The organism is Lysinibacillus xylanilyticus, from assembly GCF_001183605.1.
Classification (GTDB): Bacteria; Bacillota; Bacilli; order Bacillales_A; family Planococcaceae; genus Lysinibacillus; species Lysinibacillus xylanilyticus.
In genome coordinates this window covers 973,632-991,175 of sequence record NZ_LFXJ01000010.1, presented here as the reverse complement: position 1 = coordinate 991,175, position 17,544 = coordinate 973,632, and the positions used below count along the sequence as shown (strand labels likewise).

The window sequence follows — 17,544 nt, the reverse complement described above, 5'->3', positions numbered from 1 at the left end:
ATAAATATAGTTAATATTATTCAATATAATATTCTAAGGCAAGCACATATTTCCCTATCAAATTTGCATTTATAAATCCATAAAATCTTCTTCAGAACAAACACCAATATTATTTCTTCTTAGTAATGCTGTAGTTACGCCCACGCCCACTAATTTTGTACCATTGAAATCCCCATTGTAAATCACTGCACTGCCGCAAGATGGACTATACTCTTTTAAAATAACTTTAGTCGCGCCTAGTTCGAGTGCTTTCTGTAATGTTGCATATGCGCCTTTAATATAAAGCTCCGTGACATCACGGCCAGATTTTTCAACCACTCTTGCTTTTCCAGCAAGAACGTCTTCACCATCTCCTCCAACAATTTCAGCGGGCTCACGAGGCGTCGAAAAGCCTCCCATAAGTTCAGGGCATACAGTTACCGCTTTATTCTCTAACACAAGCCGTTGAATTCTTTCATCTAAACTATCTGTTCCGTTATAACGTACCTTTAATCCTGCTAAGCAAGAACTTATTAAAATCATATGCGCACCTCATTTTTATCCATTTCGTATAATCACAACTATAGCTCATTTGAAAATTCCGTCAACAGCCCTTACTATGACTTAAATTACTTCCATGACCTACTCTATTCTCTTTTTAATGAGTAATATTGATTTATACACCCTTTTTTATTATTTGTAGGACAACCATTTCACTGATTTGTGCTACTATTTTATTATCTATATTTGAATTCGTTTTATCATTTAAAAGGAGCGACAAGACTTGGTTGAATTTACAATTTGTTTTCTTAAGAAGGGTGACCAAATATTATTGCTAAATAGGGATTTCCCAGAATGGATGGGAGCTTGGAATGGTGTAGGAGGAAAGATTGAGAAAGATGAAACTCCACTGGTTGGAGCATTAAGAGAAATTAAAGAAGAAACGGGCATTGTACTGCAGGATATTACATACAAAGGGAAAATAACATGGACCGATGGATCGACCGACTTTGGCTGTATGTATGCTTTTATTGCTGAATTACCAGAATCCTATCATTATGTGACTCCGATTAAAGTTGCAGAAGGCATTTTAGATTGGAAAGATCTATCATGGATTTTCCATCCTAAAAATGTAGGTATAGCAGATTTAAAATATTATTTACCGAAAATGCTGGATGAAACAGCCAACTATGAATACATATTTACATATAAAGATAATAAATTAATTGATGTTAAGAGTACCCCATTAGTACTTACTGTCTAAATATTACAAGCCCCGTAAACGTAACATTATCGTTTACGGGGCTTGGCTAATTATTTTCTTGGTTGCGCAAATCGCATTCTGCACATCGACCAATTCAATGTTGTTTTTTGAATTTCATCATAGATGTTCCACAGGCTATCGACTACCCGTAATTCAACATTACGTTTAAACAGTTCCTCATATAAATTTGCTATTTCAAATTTAGCAATAGGATATTGCGTTGTTTCACTTGTATAATAACCAGCATTTTGATCCTGTAGTGTAAACCCTTGGATATCAAACTCATATAAGTAGAGTTTCGTATTTTTCATCGTCTCAAACCACTTGCTTTCAATTACGACGGCATGTTCACATGATGCTGATGTTATATAGTCTTGTTTATCCTGTTCGGTTGTATCGACACCAATATGGTAGCAAACTCGTGGACAATTTCTTGGTGTTAAGAAATTAGGCAAGCATTTTTCGTTGATTGCCCATACTAGACCTTTTTCTGGATCTAAATCTAGTCGATCCGGTAATCGTGGATGAAAAACTGTAATATCACTTTCCTCACTGACATGATATATGCGCACATGTTTCCCCTCCTTATTTTCTTAATTTGAAGACTATGAAATCTGCACAATGCAAATCTTCCTCGAATCGAGGATACTTTGTCAGCATCTCTTTTGAAGGCATCGGTTCGATAACGTCCTCTATAGAAAATCCTACTTGAATAATTGCTTTCATATAGCTCGTTAATGTTCGATGGTAAAGCACGATTTTTTCATCAGAATCTAGCTGTTCATATACCCCTTCATAAAAATAACGTTGCACCTTCCAATACTGTTGGTCTAGTTGTTCATTTCTTAGCCATCCACTATTAGGTGTAACAAAGCAAGGGTGAAGAATTGAAAAGATGAATGTACTATTAGGTTTTAAAAGACGATACATTTCACTCAAAGCCGCCTTATAATCTTCTAAATCTTGAAGGACCATATTGGAAACAATACCATCGAACTGTTCATCTACTAAAAAATCTAGTTTTTCGCAATTTCCATGTTTATATTGTATAGGAACTTCCTCATGTGTTCTTTCTCTAGCAATTTCTAGCATCTTTTCTGAATAATCAACTGCTGTAACAATAGCCCCTTTTTGAGCAAGTATTCTACTTAAATAGCCTTCTCCGCACCCTGCGTCTAGTAGCCTTTTTCCTTTCACCTCTTCTAATAATGAAAAAATGGCTGGATTTAATAATACTTCACGGTGTATGCCACCATGTTCATCATAATCTGCAGTAAAGCTTTCTGCGTGTTGATCCCAGCGTTTAATTGCCTCTTCTGTCGTTATTGTTCTCTCCATACTATCACTCATTTCTGTATAGAATCGTAACGTTACGTCCTTTGTGCACATTCATATTTTTCCATAAACGAAAAAAAAGATATAGACTTATATTTTATTTTTTTATATCATTTAGATTGAGGCACGGCATCTTTAAGTAAAAACACAAGCCAGAAATCCCCAAACGGATTTCTGGCTTTTCTAGTTTAAGGACTGGATTGAGTTTTAATAGGTAAAGCATTGTCTAAAGGAGCCTGTCGTTTAACAGTGATCCATCTTCCACATAACATGACAATCAACGCAAAAAATACAATGACTCCTGCAAATACAAGCGCTGCCTTATAGCTACTATAAACCGCCACAAGCTGACCCGCGATAATTGGCCCGATAATTTGTCCAAAGGCATAAAATGTTGTTAACAATGATACGACTGGACCGCTTTGTGTTGGGAATAGCTGACGTGCATAGGAGGTTGTTAACGTTACAATTCCTACAAATGTTAAGCCAAATAAAAATGACGATAATAATACGCTCCATACTGTTTGTGAATAGACTGGTAATAAGATACCTAATACTTGCAATACATACGCGACAAACAAAATTTTGATGGCAGAGAATTTTTCTAACAATACAGTCCAAACAGGTGCTGATGGGATAGCCGCTACCCCAACAATAACCCAGCTATACGATGAGTATGCTTGTAGTGAAGGAATATTATGAATGATATCGACTAAAAAAGTGCCTGTAATAATATAGCCTAATCCCTCAAAACCATATGCGACAATTAGCCATGGCATAAAGCCCGTTGTCATTTTTGCATCAGAGGATTTAGCAGTTTTCACACTATCCTGTACATCCAAATCTCTCCAAAGTATAAATGTCATCACTAAAAACACAGCAGATAAAACCCCTAAACCGATCCATGTACCTTGCCAAGCAAAACGCGCTTCAAAAGCAGGTACAAATAAACCTGAGATAGCAATTCCTAATCCGATACCACCAAATAAATAGCCTGACCATCGTGTAAGTGAATGCTTTGCTAAATAATCCATAATAATACTACATGTTAATACAAAAATAAGTCCCCCTGTAATGCCCGCAATCAGACGAAGCACAAGCCAAACACTATATATTTCAATGATTCCCATAAGAACAACAGAAAGGACATTCAAAACAACACTTAACAATAAAAAGTTCTTCTTTTGGCGATTGATAAATCCTGCCCACAAAGCGCCAATGAAATAGCCAATATAATTACTTGATGCTAAAAACCCTGCAACTTCAAACGAAAACCCGACATCATGACGCATAAATGGCAAAATTGGTGTGAATGCAAACCGGCTAATCCCCATTGCCACTACAAGTAATAGCACTCCACCAAATAAAATTCCGATGTGCTGTCGATTCATCATGTCCCCACCCCCTAAAAACCTTTTGTAATTAAAAGGATACAGAGTGAAAATTAATAAATCTAATATATAATTTATATAAAAGGATAAAAAATTTTTATAAGAGGTGGGATACATAATGAATTTACATGCTCTTAGATTATTCACAAAAGTAGCTGAGCTCAATAGTGTTTCTAAGGCAGCGCAAGCTCTAATGATTAGTCAACCTGCCGTTACCATTCAAATTAGAAATTTGGAAAAAGAAGTAGGCTTAACTCTTTTAGAATCAAAAGGTCGAGGAATTACTTTAACACAAAATGGGGAATTTTTATTTAAACAGGCTCAGCGCTTATTTGATTTGGAGTTGGATATTGAAAACAAACTAGAGCAATTAAAAAATACAGGTAATGAAGAATTACAAATTGCTTCTACCCATGTCCCATCGCATTTTTTATTACCAAAATGGCTCGCAAAGTATAAACAAGCCTTTCCGACAACTAATATCCATATAAAAACCGCTAATTCCCAGCAGGTTATTGAAGAGTTACTACACTATAAGGCTGATATGGCTTTTATCGTAAAAGAGGATGGTCATCATCCAGATATAAATTATCAATTTCTCATGAATCTCGATTATTGGTTTATCGTCCCATTTGGTCATCCACTGGCAGAGCAGAAAGTGACATTAGCCGAATTAATGCAGCAGCCATTCGTTTCACGAGAAGATGGTAGCTCTACGAAAGAATATTTAAACGCTTTATGTAAGGTTCATAAGATCCCGCCACCAAAAGTAGGGCTACAACTGGACGGCATCAATGAATCCATTCACGCTATTGCGGCTGGATATGGCACGATGTTAGCTCCATCCATCGCAGCTTCTAGCTTTATTCAACGACAGCAAGTAGCGCGAGTTTTTATAAAAGACATCGATATCCAGCGACCTATTTATCTTTGCACACGAAAAAATGAACAAAATACATCTTCGACATTTAATACTTTTATTAACATCATTAATGACTCAATTTCATAACCATTAATTTTCAAAAGTTTGAACTACACAAAATTTGTACAATAACGAATTGATGTGTAGTTTTTTTATTTATAAAATTTGTAATAACTATATCATGGCTAAATACCATAACGTGTGGTTGATTTCCGTTCCGGCTGGGCGCTTTGTTGCTGACGCTTCGCTTTCGCACAGAAAACATTTGTTGCTGACGCTTCGCTGTCGCACAGAAAACATTTGTTGCTGTCGCTTTGCTTTCGCTACAGAAAACATTTGTTGCTGACGCTTCGCTGTCGCACAGAAATCATTTGTTGCTGTCGCTTTGCTTGCGCTACAGAAAACATTTGTTGCTGACGCTTCGCTTTCGCGCAGTTAAAGCATTTGTTGCTGTCGCTTCGCTTTCGCACAGCGCAAAGCTTCCTGGGGGCGTCCGATGAGCCGCTTGGGCCAACAGATGTTTCTTGCGCGAAAGCGTAGGGCTAACGCAGCGTCAGCAGCACGCTGTTGGTCACGACGGCGTTATCACAGGACGTGATGGTTTTAGCCTTCGTTCCTCTATTGCTTATCCCCAAGGAGTCGCCCAGCCTCCACTCCAATCAACTGCATGACATACGTTTTACAAATATCTAGCAATAATTCATCTTAACGCCTGTAAAATCTGTAAAAAAATAGTGAAGTCTACTCAAAAAGTCTACTTTAATTCCATTAATATTCGTTTTTTATATAGACGAAACAGTTTTAATGACCTATAATAATCCATACATTCATTAATACACGAACATTAAGGTGGTTTTCATGACTGAATATACGTTAATTTTCAAAGGAACAGCTTTTTCAAGTAAGTCTTCTACTGAAGTACAAATTTTAAAGGATTATTTATTCTTCATTAATGCTGACGGGATGATTGCGAAAACAGTAGCTCCTGAGCATGCAGAATATCAAAATCTACTAACTACATATCAAAACAAAGAGAATTTTCATCAATTAGCCAATGGACAATATTTCTTCCCTGGCTTTATTGATTTGCATGTACATGCACCGCAATGGGCACAAACTGGAACTGCATTAGATATTCCACTTTATGACTGGCTGAACACATACACCTTCCCTATCGAATCCAAATTCTCCGATTTAGAGTTTGCACAAGAGGTCTATGAAGATTTGGTAAGTAATCTTCTTGCAAATGGAACGACTACATCGCTCTATTTTGCAACTGTCCATAAAGAAGCAAGCCTGCTATTAGCGAAAATTTGTGCTGAAAAAGGGCAACGAGGTTTAGTTGGGAAAGTTGTGATGGATGATCCTGAACAAAATCCAGACTATTATCGAGATGCAAATACTCAAACTGCACTAAAAGATACAGAAGAATTTATATTAGCTGTTAAGGAATTAGCCAAATCAACGAAGCAAGGAGTTTATCCAGTTGTAACACCACGCTTTATACCAAGCTGTACAGACGATGCTCTAAAAGGTTTGGGAGAATTAGCAGCTAAATACGATACACATATCCAGTCACATTGTAGTGAAAGCGATTGGGAGCATGGCTACGTAAAAGAACGCTTTAAGAAAAATGATGCCTTCGCCTTACATGATTTTGGTCTATTAGGCGATAAATCTGTAATGGCACATTGCAATTTCTTAAATGATGATGATGCACAGTTATTTGCTGAAACAGGCACAGCGATTGGTCATTGTCCAATTTCTAATGCTTATTTTGCAAATAGCGTCATTCCAATCGCCCGCTTCCATGCAAAAGGCGTTGATATCGGATTAGGGTCAGATATTTCTGGCGGTTTCTCGCCTAGCCTATTCGATAATGCTAGACAAGCAGTCATGTCATCTAGAATGCTTGAAGACGGTGTCGATACATCACTTTCTGCTGAAAAACGTGGTGTCCAAAATTCACGTATTACGATTAATGAAGCATTTTATTTAGCAACAGCAGGTGGCGGAGAAAGCTTAAGCCTACCCATTGGTCGATTACAAGAAAACTACACGTGGGATGTACAAATCATCGATACTAACATACCTTCTGCTAAACTTCCTATTTTTGGTAGCAAGGAAGATTTACAGGATATCTTCCAAAAAATTATGTATCTTGTGCGCCCTGAAAATATTCGTGAAGTTTGGGTACAAGGAAATAAGGTTCACGCTAGAGCATAAATAAAAATTCTAAATTTACAATTTTGAGGTGTACATCTTAGTGGAAACGCAACATAACAAATTAGCTAACGATAAAATGAAAACTCAGCAGTTAACAGTTTTACCAGATGAGAAGGTGTCATTCGGCCAATCCGCCCTACTTGGTTTACAGCACGTAATGGCAATGGATGTCTACGTAGTGCCTTTCTTAATTGCCATGCTAATCGGTTTACAATCTGGTCAATCAAGTGCATTGATTCAATCGACTTTCATTGCGGTCGGGATTGCAACGATTATTCAAACTCACTTTTGTATGAAGTTACCGATAGCTCAAGGTCCTTCATATGTTCCAATCGGGGCCATCGTAGGTATTTATGCAGCAAGTGGTAGTGGAGATCTTGGTTGGAGTACTGTGCTAGGAGCAAGTTTAGTCGGCGCCATCTTAGTTATTATTTTAGGTTTTACAGGTATATTCAATAAAATCGTGAAAATTTTCATTCCGCCAATTGTCGGAGGGACAATTATCTTTGTAGTCGGTCTTTCATTAATGCCTGTAGGTTTGAGTGATAACATTTTTAATGCGGCAGGTGCATCTATTAACCAAAACATCTATTTAGCTTTAACTTCAGCTATCGTTCTAATCCTTTGCGTTATGCTAGGCTCTGTCTTCAATAAAAAAGGCCGCGTATTTCGTATAGCTTCAGTAATCATCGCTTTAATCGTAGGTTGTATTGCCGCAAATATTATGGGTGTTTTAAATTTATCAGCAGTGTCACAAGCAAAATGGTTTAGTATGCCTCAAATTCCATTTGCAGATTTCAGCTTCACGTTTAATTTTTCAGCTATCATTACAATGGTGATTATTTATATCGTCTTAATGGCAGAAACAACAGGTACATGGTTTGCAGTGAGTAATGTCATCGATAAACCATTAACTGATAAACAAATTAATCGCGGGGTGATCGGCGAAGGAATTGGTTGCTTCATCGCATCATTACTAGGTTCAACTCCTGTCACTGGCTATTCTACAAATGCAGGTGTGATATCGATCACAGGTATTGCAAGTCGTCGTGTTTTTATTGCTGCAGGTTTTTGGTTTATTTTATTCGGCTTCTCTGGTAAACTAGCTGCTCTTATTTCTGCCATCCCTTCAGCGGTTATCGGTGGTGTATTCGTCATCGTTTGTGGCATTATTGCAATCAGTGGTTTACAAGTAATGAAAAATGAAAGCATCGGTGAAAAGGAAATGTATGTAATCGCTGTACCAGTGATTTTAACATTAGCCCTAACATTACTTCCTAAAGATTTCTTATACTCATTACCAACAACAGTTCAATACTTATTCGGCTCTCCAATAGCAACAGCTGCTATAGTGGCCATATTGTTAAATAAAGTATTACCTAGTACGAAATAACTTTTAAAGTCCATGCGCAATCTCCTATTCCTAAGAGATTGTGCATTTTTCTTACTCGAAATATTTTTCAGAAATTTCTGTCCGTTTTTCTTTTATTTTGTTATACTAGAGCAAAAAAGTAGGGATTAAAATGATTTACGATGTGATTGTAATTGGTGCAGGATCGATGGGGATGGCAACGGGATATAATTTAGCAAAGGCAGGAAAAAATGTCTTGATGCTTGATGCATTTAATCCCCCTCACGAAGAAGGTAGTCATCATGGGGAAACAAGAATTATTCGCTTTGCGTATGGTGAAGGAGCTAGCTATGTACCTTTTGTCAAAAGAGCAGGTGAATTATGGAAAGAGCTTGAAGCGTTAACCTATGAAGCTTTATTTTTACAAACAGGGGTATTAAATGTCGGTGAAGAGACCCACTCATTCATTCAAAATGTGAAAATAAGTTCTAGGCTCTATGATTTAGCGATAGAGCAGTATTCTGCGGCTGAAGCAATGGAGAAATGGCCTGGATTATCCTTACCTGAAAACTTTGTTGCTTGCTTTGAGCCTACTGCTGGTGTCCTTCGCGTAGAAGCATGCATTCGCGCTTATAAAAAATTAGCTCTTGAAGCAGGGGCAACCTTACATACAAATGAAAAAGTACAGAACATCAAAGCGGGAGAAATAGTCAGTGTCCAAACAGCAAATAATATATATGAAGCTAAACATTTAGTTGTGACAGCTGGTGCTTGGGCAACTGAGTTACTACAAACAGTGGACATCACCATCCCCGTTACACCAACGAGAAAAACCTTTGCATGGTTTGAAGCTGATGAGCAACTTTATCATGAAAATATTTTCCCGGCCTATTGTTTTGAATTTGCCGATTCTGCATACTATGGTTTTCCAAGTATTGATGGAGCTGGCCTAAAACTTGGCAGACATGATGGCGGTGATGGTGTCAACCCAAACGATCCGCTACGCCCATTCGACGAACAGGATGCAATAGATTTACAAAACTTCATCAATCGTTTTATGCCTCAACACGGTGCATTGAAATTCGGAAAACCATGTAAATATTCGATGACTCCAGATGAAGATTTCATTATTGACTTTTTACCTGAGCATCAAAATATTGTTATTGCAGCTGGTTTTTCAGGTCATGGCTTTAAATTTAGTAGTGCTGTTGGTGAAGTTCTAGCGGATTTAACGCTAAACGGAAAAAGTAAGCAGGATTTATCACTCTTTAAGCTTAGTAGATTTAAAACTCACTGATACTTTGCTTCTCCAAATGCACCTACTAATGTGTCGGGTTTACAAGACTGCTATAAAGGCAGTCTTCTGCTGTTTAAGTAAACTTATCGTTTCATTATCTTTTTTAAGAAATAGAAGAATACATCCAACAAAACACCGTATAAAAACCCAAGCACAATGCGAACGATATAGCTAAAGAACGTAAAATCATTAGAAACCATATACTCTCGTACTGTGTCATGATAGAGCAGCCACATAAATACATAGTCTAATGTGAAAAGCGTCATCAATAGTCCATTATCATCTTGACCTATCCAATGTAAGATGCAAATACCAATCATAATGATAACAATCCACGTAGTGAAATTATTAAATGGCGCTGGAGCAAAGCGTCTTCCAGCAAAAATCACCGTAATTGGAAATACTATAATAGCAAGTATACCAAGTATCCCCAGTTGATAAAGATCAAATAGATTGATACCAATTACCGCTACTATTAACGCAACAATACATGCCATCATAATTTTGACATGCAAAGAACGTAAAAATATCATTTCATTCCCTCCCAAAAAGCATAACTCGATCAAGTAATACTGTTTTATCGATGTCCTTAAAAATTTGTTCTCACAACTAAAATAACATCTTTAGTGTAATTTTACACTAAAGATGTTATAAATCAACCCTTATTCGTTATTCATGCCGAAAGCTTAGATTTACACTATATAAGATATGCTTGCTGATTATATTTGGTTTGGCAGTAGTTAGCATACTCTTCAAGTTGTTTCCCCAAGAGGGTTTAGGTTCTGGCTATTTCATCTCCCCTACTCTTGAGGGATTCTACATAGTTTGATAAGAAACTATCTATCCCAGAAAACGTAATAATCAATGTCTTCAGTTTTAAAGTAGGAATCGCTATTTAGTGCCAATCGTAATCGTCTTGAATGTTGTAAAAAACTCTTTTGCTGCCTGCCCCTGCTCACGGGCACCGGTACTTGAGTTTTTCATTCCTCCAAACGGTGCTTGAGGCTCCGCTCCACCCGTTTCATCGTTAACCTGTACAAGTCCAACTTCACTACGGTTAATAAAATCAAATGCTTTCGGAATGTTATTTGTATAAATAGAAGCACTCAATCCAAACTCAGAGTCATTCGATAATCGGACCGCTTCTTCATAATCCTTTACCTTTATGACGGCTAAAACTGGTCCAAAAATCTCTTCACGTGCAATCGCCATGTCATGTGTTACATTCGTAAAAATGGTTGGATCGATATAATATCCCTCTTGCATCCCTTGAGTTGCACCACCACCAAACATAAGTTCAGCTCCATCTAGTTTTGCGTTTTCAATAGCAGCTAAAATAGAATCATACTGTCCCTTGGAGGAAACAGGTCCCATCGTGATACCAACTTCAATTTTTTTAGCTTCTGCAATTAACTGCTCTAATACCTTTTCATAAACCGCTTCCTCGATGTAAACTCGACTAGTTGCTGTACAACGCTGTCCTGTCTGCTTCATAGCACCTTCAATTGTTAATTTTGCTGCTTGATTGATATTGGCATCGGCTAAAATGATAGCTGCATTTTTGCCTCCAAGTTCGAGCTGAATTTTTTTATTAGTTGATCCAGCAGTATCTAAAATGCTTTGTCCTACATTATTTGAACCTGTAAATGTAATCGCCTTTACTTCAGGTGCCTCCAATAAAACCTGACCCACCTTTGAACCACGACCTTGCACAACATTTAACACGTTTTCTGGTAAGCCTGCCTGTTGAAATAATCCCCCTATTAATTTTCCCGTTATAGCTGTTTCAATAGACGGCTTCCAGACAACAGTATTGCCATACACTAATGCAGGCGCAATTTTCCATAGAGGAATAGCGACAGGGAAATTCCAAGGAGTTATGACAGCAACGACACCAAGTGGCACTCTCATTGTGTACAATACTTTCGCTTCATTGGCAGAAGGTAACACTTCACCTGTTGCCCGCATCCCTTCTTGTGCAAAATAACGTAAAATGGAAGCGCCACGTTTAACTTCACCAAGCATTTCATTTTTCGTTTTACCCATTTCACTCGAAGCTATCTCAGCTACTTTATCAATATTTTTCTCAAGCAAATCTGCTGTCACGCGTAATATTTCTCCACGCGCAACAGATGATGTATTTTTCCACCCTTCAAATGCTTCCTGAGCTGCAACGATAACGTCTTTCGTTTCATCTATTGTTAAAAGCTCAACTTGACCAATACATTGAGATGGCTTTGCTGGATTAAATTGTTCTCGTATTTCTCTAACGATTGTTGTCATATAACCCCTCCTTCATTAATAATCGTTTGCGTTGACCTTACTCTTTTTCAACAATTGTTTTACGTATATGCTCAAATGTCTCGTCTAAAATACGTAACATTTCATCTAGCTCTACTTTTGATAGAATGAGAGGCGGAGAAAAAACAACTGTATCTTGATCATACGTAACTGTTCGTAAAATCAATCCTCGTTTCATCGTTTCTTGTACAAAAATTGGACTAAGAGGAGACTCAAACAATTCACCCGTCTCACGGCTCTTTACTAATTCAATGGCTCCAAGTAATCCTATAGTACGTACGCGTCCGATAAAGCTATATTTTTCTTGCAGTGCTCGGAAGCCTTCTAACATGGCATCCCCCATCTTAGCAGCATTTTCAACGAGATTTTCACGCTCAAGGATTTCAATATTCTTCAACCCAACCTGACATGCGAGCGCATGACCGCTGTAAGTATATCCGTGCATTAATGTTCCTTTAGAAAGTTCGCAATAATCTTGATGAAGCTTTTCGGATATCGCCACACCACCAAGCTGAACATAGCCACTCGATACTCCTTTAGCGAATGACATCATATCTGGCACTACGCCATAATGTTCCATACCAAAAATTTTACCTGTACGACCAAACCCGGTAATGACTTCATCTGCAATGAATAAAATACCGTACTCATCACAAATTTTTCGTACTTCTTTAAAGTAATCTTTTTGTGGAATATTAACCCCACCTGCACCTTGCACAGGCTCAGAAATAAATGCAGCTACAGTCTCAGGGCCTAACGCTTCAATAGTTTCACGTAAATTCCGTACGGATTCGCTGTATACATAGTGGAAATCAGGAGCGTGTGAATTAGTAAAGTCACGAAACGCTTGTAAGCCTGTCGCACTTGTAGCACCCATAGCTACACCATGGTATGAATGGGTACGTGAAATGATCTTTTGGCGCTCTGGCTGTCCTTTTAGTAACCAGTAATGTCGTGCTAATTTAATCGCTGTATCGTTCGACTCTGAGCCTCCTGAAGTGAAAAATACAGTATTTAAGTCTCCCGGAGTTAAAGATGCAATTTTCGTCGCTAAACGAATAGCTGGTTCATTGCTAAACGATGTAAAGCAGGAACTAAATGCTAATGTAGATATTTGCTCCTTCGCTACTTCAGCAATTTCTTTACGACCATGCCCTATATTTACATTCCATAAAGAAGACATCCCATCAATGTAGATATTTCCTTCTATATCTTTTAAATAAATGCCATTGCCCTCTGTAAAAATGGCTGCTGGACCTTGTGTTTGCTGTTGTTCAATTGACGTTGTCGGGTGTAGAAAATGTTTTTGATCTAACGTTTTTAGCTCCTCTTTTAGTTGAATTGTCATAAATGCCAACCTCTTTTCGTTTATAAATTTCATACATTCTTTTAGTAGCAATTCTCATGCCAACTGATGAAAAAAATTATTTTAACGAAAAAATATTGCTACATTTTCATAACGTGTAGTTGATTTCCGTTCCGGCTGGGCACTTTCCTGGGAGCGTCCGATCTCCACTCAACTCATATTTAGGGCCTACGTTTAACAATTTTCATCCATAACTTTTCAAAGCATAATTGTTGCTTCACAAAACTGCTACAAAAAGAAAAAGAGACACTTTCTTGTTTGAAAATGCCCCTTTTCTTCAAAATCAATTAACAATAATAATGATGCATTTCATCATTTTCTTTGTGTTAATTAGTAAGTATTGCGATATTACAACTTATTTTGCATAAATAAAGTTTTGATGCAAAAATACATCACTAGTCCTTATATGAAATTTGCTTCGTTAATTGGAACTTTTGTATTTTACGTACTAATGTCGACTGATCACAACCAAGTGATTTGGCAGCCTGCCTAATACTTGGATATTTAGATAAAGTTTCTTTAATAATTTGCTTTTCGAACGAGGCCACTCTCTCCTTTAAAGTTCCACTAAACTTTGGGGCTACAACTGGTTCCTGGATTCTTTGTATTTCTACAGGATCTTCTAGATCACGTGTAATAATTGGGTTACTATCTAACTCTTGTTGCACAATATATGCTGTTATTTCTGGCTGCGTTGCTAGTAAGCAAATACGCTCCACCATATTTTTAAGTTGACGGACATTGCCTGGCCAATCATATGATTCTAATATTTTCATTGCAGATGACTCAATTGTCCGATGGATACTATATTTTTCTTCAACAACAGCTAAAAAGTGATTGATTAGTGGGATGATATCTTGGCGACGATGTCTTAAAGGAGGAATTTCAATCGGAATAATATTTAACCGATAATATAAATCCTCACGGAAATTACCTTGCCTCACCATCTCTGCTAAATTTCTGTTTGTCGCAGCGATTATTCGAACATCGATAGGGATAGGTTTTCCACTACCTAGACGCTGAACCTCTGATTCTTGGAGAACACGCAATAATTTCGCCTGTAGTAGTAAGGGCATCTCCCCAATTTCATCTAAAAACACTGTACCTCCTGACGCAATTTCAAATAACCCAGCCTTACCACCTCTTGACGCTCCAGTAAAGGCTCCTGCCTCATAGCCGAAAAGTTCAGATTCCAATAAATTCTCAGGGATTGCACTACAGTTAATCGTTAAAATTCGCTTATTGTGACGTCGGCTATTTGCATGAATAAGCTTTGTAATTTCCTCTTTACCTACGCCCGATTCACCACCGATTAATACAGTTGAATCTACCACTGCAACTCTCATAACACGCTCTACAACCTGCATCATTGCTGAAGATACAGCTATTAAACTACTTTTTGTGTTTTCTTTATTATGTATGGCATGTAGTCTATTTTTAAAATTCTCGTTTTGAACTTCTAATTTTTTTACTTCTTTCTCTAACAGTTTTAATTGTGTCATATCACGAGTAATAGCAACTACATATTGTAATTCACCGTATTCATCAAATATTGGCTTACCTGAAACTAAAAAGCATTTGCCATTAATGAACGTTTGTAAAATAGTTACTTTTTCTTTTGAATCAATTACTTTCATCGAAATAGAATCACTCATTATTCCTTCAGCGATTGCGTCTTTTGCATATTTCCCCATTAAATCAATTCCAACAATTTCAATATCAATATCATTTTGAAATAAAATTTTGCCATCGCAATCACATACTGTAACACCATCGGATATGGAGTTTAACACTTTAATTGATAATGGGTTCATAAAGTCTATATAGCTATATTGCATAATTGGTTTGACATAAAATAAGTTACCCTGCGAAGTATCTAATACATGAATAAAATAGCCTTCTACCTCAAAAGTTTCTATTCCTTTACTATAATTTTTAATTATTTTTTCAAGAAGCTCTATTTGGATATCACTTTTAATCATTACCTCATCATTTTTTACAATAAAAAAATGCTCATCTTTATGTAGTTGAGTTATCGACATCTAGATCACTCCCTCTTGAACTTTAAAGAACTTTTTCATACAAAAAAATCCGCTCTTTCTACGGGGCATCTGGAAGCCTAAAAAGGTTTAAAGTATCCTTTAAGTTCTTTCATGGCTTGATATCTCGCAGAAATATTGCGAATTTTTTTGTATTCAGTATTATTCTATTCTGACGCTAGCTTTTCCTCTATTTGCTCCGCTGGTCTTGTCGATAGCTTTCGCATAATCATGAACAACACAACTGAGCCAATTAATACAAATGTACTTAAATAGAATTGTGAACGTAAAGATTCGATGAGGGCTTGGCATAAATAAACGACTGTTAAAATACCAATTGTGACATACGACAAATATGGAAATAACCACATTCTAATCGATAATGGCTCATCTGAAACTTTGTCATAATAACGCCGGAAACGAATTTGCGAAATAGCAATGAAAATATAAACTGCAATCATTAATCCTCCAACGCAATTACCTAAAAAGTAGAATATCACTTCAGGTGAAATGAAGTATAACATCGCACAAATATACGCTACTACTGTACTACCAATAACTGCTGGTACGGGTACACCTCGGCGATTTTTAATTTGTGAGAATATTTTTGGTGCATCACCTTGACGGGACATTTCAAGTAACATACGTGAACTTGTATAAAGAGCAGAATTTAACACAGAGATTAGTGAAATAAAAATGACTATTTGAATAAGTTGAGCAGCAATCGGAAGCCCTGCCATCGTTAAAATATTTGCATAAGGTGCTGACAACATTTTTGAATCATTCCAAGGGATAATTAAAACCATAATAGCTACTGAACCTACAAAAAATAACCCTAATCGAAAAACAACGTTGCGAATGGCGCGGACAATATTTTTAGCTGGATTTTCAGACTCTGCTGCCGCGATGGCTGCAACCTCAGCACCACAAATGGAGAATATAACAAAGACAATTGACGTTAAAATTGGTACAATACCATTTGGTGCAAATCCACCGAATCCCGTTAATATCCCTAACCCCTTTGGTTCATAATTTGGCCAAATTCCTAAAATCATAGCTATACCAACAACTAAAAATACAATAATTGCTGTAACTTTAACGAAGGACAGCCAATATTCGAATTCACCAAATGATTTTACTGAATAAATATTAACAATTGTCATCAATAATGTTATGCCTACGCTTCCTAGCCACGTTGGTATCATCGGGAACCAATTATGCAGCATTCCCCCTATGAGCGCTGCTTCTAACCCTACAATAAATACCCAGCTTGCCCAATAAAGCCAGCCAACTGTAAAACCTGCCCATGGACCGATATACTTCCCTGCATAAGAAGCAAATGAACCTAGTTCTGCTGAACCCCCAGATTTCTTTCCTAATACTATTTCTCCAGATGCCATTTCCCCAACCATTTGCATGATCAGAACTATGAGTAAGCATGCAATTGCATATGAAATCACCGCTGCCGGACCGGTACTTAAAATATTTTTTCCTGTCCCGACGAAGAGTCCTGTTCCAATAACCCCTCCAATGGAAATCATTGTAATATGACGTGTTTTCAGTGATTTTTGCAAAGCCCCCATTAAACCACCCCTTTTGTGTTTTATGTAGACATTTACTAGCCCCTTTCCTCTACATCAATGTCTACCGTTTAATGAGCAATTACGATGCCAAACTTACTTAATTATTAAAAATTCAAAAAAATATCAAGTTGTTATTTTTCAACAAAAATTGTTGATGACATTTTATAAAACGTAGTAATTTTAGTTGATTGGAGTGGAGGCTGGCGACTCCTTGGGGATCAGCGATAGAGGAACGAAGGCTAAAACCATCACGTCCTGTGATAACGCCTTCGTGACCAACATCCTGTTGCCCCGAGACCCTGGAGCGAGCAACGCGAGTGAAGCGGCTCATCGGACGCCCCCAGGAAGCTTTGCTCTGTGCGAAAGCGAAGCGACAGCAACAAAGCGCCCAGCCGGAACGGAAATCAACTTCACGTTATGGTGAGAGCCTTTACAAAAATCTATGAATCTTTTCATATGCAATTTTCAAATTTTGATGCAAAAATACATC

At 37.3% G+C, this 17,544-nt stretch carries 17 protein-coding genes; 5 read left to right on the top strand and 12 right to left on the bottom strand.

The features are described 5' to 3' along the window. Positions 1 to 69: 69 nt before the first annotated feature. Positions 70 to 522 (bottom strand): DUF523 domain-containing protein, encoded by a 453-nt coding sequence (locus tag ACZ11_RS22140; protein ID WP_049668685.1) that lies wholly within the window; start codon positions 520 to 522, stop codon positions 70 to 72. A gap of 241 nt (positions 523 to 763) precedes the next feature. Here ACZ11_RS22140 and ACZ11_RS22135 point away from each other — a divergent pair, with 241 nt between their 5' ends. Further along, positions 764 to 1,243 carry an NUDIX hydrolase gene (locus tag ACZ11_RS22135; RefSeq protein WP_049668684.1) on the top strand — a complete coding sequence of 160 codons (480 nt, stop codon included), beginning with the start codon at positions 764 to 766 and terminating at the stop codon, positions 1,241 to 1,243. A 50-nt stretch (positions 1,244 to 1,293) separates the two neighbouring features. Here ACZ11_RS22135 and ACZ11_RS22130 read toward each other — a convergent pair whose 3' ends face one another. The 3 genes from ACZ11_RS22130 to ACZ11_RS22120 form a co-directional block, all read right to left on the bottom strand. Next, complete coding sequence (locus ACZ11_RS22130; RefSeq protein WP_049668683.1) at positions 1,294 to 1,815, bottom strand: DUF6886 family protein; 522 nt, start codon at positions 1,813 to 1,815, stop codon at positions 1,294 to 1,296. Between the two features lie 13 nt (positions 1,816 to 1,828). Then, positions 1,829 to 2,581 (bottom strand): class I SAM-dependent methyltransferase, encoded by a 753-nt coding sequence (locus tag ACZ11_RS22125; RefSeq protein ID WP_049668763.1) that lies wholly within the window; start codon positions 2,579 to 2,581, stop codon positions 1,829 to 1,831. A gap of 185 nt (positions 2,582 to 2,766) precedes the next feature. Continuing rightward, positions 2,767 to 3,969, bottom strand: a complete 1,203-nt coding sequence (locus tag ACZ11_RS22120) for a YbfB/YjiJ family MFS transporter (RefSeq protein WP_049668762.1) — start codon at positions 3,967 to 3,969, stop codon at positions 2,767 to 2,769. Between the two features lie 118 nt (positions 3,970 to 4,087). Between ACZ11_RS22120 and ACZ11_RS22115 the strand changes: the two genes are divergently transcribed. Next, entirely contained in the window at positions 4,088 to 4,978 is an 891-nt protein-coding gene (locus tag ACZ11_RS22115; protein WP_049668682.1) for a LysR family transcriptional regulator, read from the top strand. A gap of 87 nt (positions 4,979 to 5,065) precedes the next feature. On the opposite strand, the gene ACZ11_RS26460 is transcribed toward ACZ11_RS22115, so the two are convergent. Further along, positions 5,066 to 5,227 (bottom strand): hypothetical protein, encoded by a 162-nt coding sequence (locus ACZ11_RS26460; protein ID WP_161804487.1) that lies wholly within the window; start codon positions 5,225 to 5,227, stop codon positions 5,066 to 5,068. After that, positions 5,215 to 5,361 carry a hypothetical protein gene (locus ACZ11_RS26455; protein ID WP_161804486.1) on the bottom strand — a complete coding sequence of 49 codons (147 nt, stop codon included), beginning with the start codon at positions 5,359 to 5,361 and terminating at the stop codon, positions 5,215 to 5,217. Before ACZ11_RS26455 ends, ACZ11_RS26460 begins: the two co-directional genes overlap by 13 nt. A 388-nt stretch (positions 5,362 to 5,749) precedes the next feature. Between ACZ11_RS26455 and guaD the strand changes: the two genes are divergently transcribed. The 3 genes from guaD to solA all read left to right on the top strand — a co-directional run bounded on the left by guaD (position 5,750) and on the right by solA (position 9,765). Then, entirely contained in the window at positions 5,750 to 7,117 is a 1,368-nt protein-coding gene (guaD, locus tag ACZ11_RS22110; RefSeq protein ID WP_049668681.1) for a guanine deaminase, read from the top strand. 40 nt (positions 7,118 to 7,157) lie between these two features. Continuing rightward, positions 7,158 to 8,510, top strand: a complete 1,353-nt coding sequence (locus ACZ11_RS22105) for a uracil-xanthine permease family protein (protein WP_049668680.1) — start codon at positions 7,158 to 7,160, stop codon at positions 8,508 to 8,510. Between the two features lie 130 nt (positions 8,511 to 8,640). Then, positions 8,641 to 9,765, top strand: a complete 1,125-nt coding sequence (solA, locus tag ACZ11_RS22100; RefSeq protein ID WP_049668679.1) for an N-methyl-L-tryptophan oxidase — start codon at positions 8,641 to 8,643, stop codon at positions 9,763 to 9,765. Positions 9,766 to 9,848: 83 nt separating this feature from the next. Here the strand turns inward: solA and ACZ11_RS22095 are convergent, their stop codons facing one another. The 6 genes from ACZ11_RS22095 to ACZ11_RS26735 form a co-directional block, all read right to left on the bottom strand. Further along, the gene (locus tag ACZ11_RS22095) at positions 9,849 to 10,298 is read right to left on the bottom strand and encodes a hypothetical protein (RefSeq protein WP_049668678.1); all 450 of its coding nucleotides are present in this window, start codon (positions 10,296 to 10,298) and stop codon (positions 9,849 to 9,851) included. Between the two features lie 358 nt (positions 10,299 to 10,656). Next, positions 10,657 to 12,048 carry an aldehyde dehydrogenase family protein gene (locus ACZ11_RS22090; protein ID WP_049668677.1) on the bottom strand — a complete coding sequence of 464 codons (1,392 nt, stop codon included), beginning with the start codon at positions 12,046 to 12,048 and terminating at the stop codon, positions 10,657 to 10,659. Between the two features lie 37 nt (positions 12,049 to 12,085). Continuing rightward, positions 12,086 to 13,414, bottom strand: a complete 1,329-nt coding sequence (locus tag ACZ11_RS22085; protein ID WP_049668676.1) for an aminotransferase family protein — start codon at positions 13,412 to 13,414, stop codon at positions 12,086 to 12,088. Between the two features lie 413 nt (positions 13,415 to 13,827). Continuing rightward, the gene (locus ACZ11_RS22080) at positions 13,828 to 15,474 is read right to left on the bottom strand and encodes a sigma-54 interaction domain-containing protein (RefSeq protein WP_049668675.1); all 1,647 of its coding nucleotides are present in this window, start codon (positions 15,472 to 15,474) and stop codon (positions 13,828 to 13,830) included. Between the two features lie 164 nt (positions 15,475 to 15,638). Continuing rightward, the gene (locus ACZ11_RS22075) at positions 15,639 to 17,054 is read right to left on the bottom strand and encodes an amino acid permease (RefSeq protein ID WP_049668674.1); all 1,416 of its coding nucleotides are present in this window, start codon (positions 17,052 to 17,054) and stop codon (positions 15,639 to 15,641) included. A gap of 112 nt (positions 17,055 to 17,166) precedes the next feature. Further along, a complete protein-coding gene (locus ACZ11_RS26735) occupies positions 17,167 to 17,385 on the bottom strand; it encodes a hypothetical protein (protein ID WP_134008168.1) in 219 nt (72 codons plus the stop codon). Positions 17,386 to 17,544 lie beyond the last annotated feature (159 nt).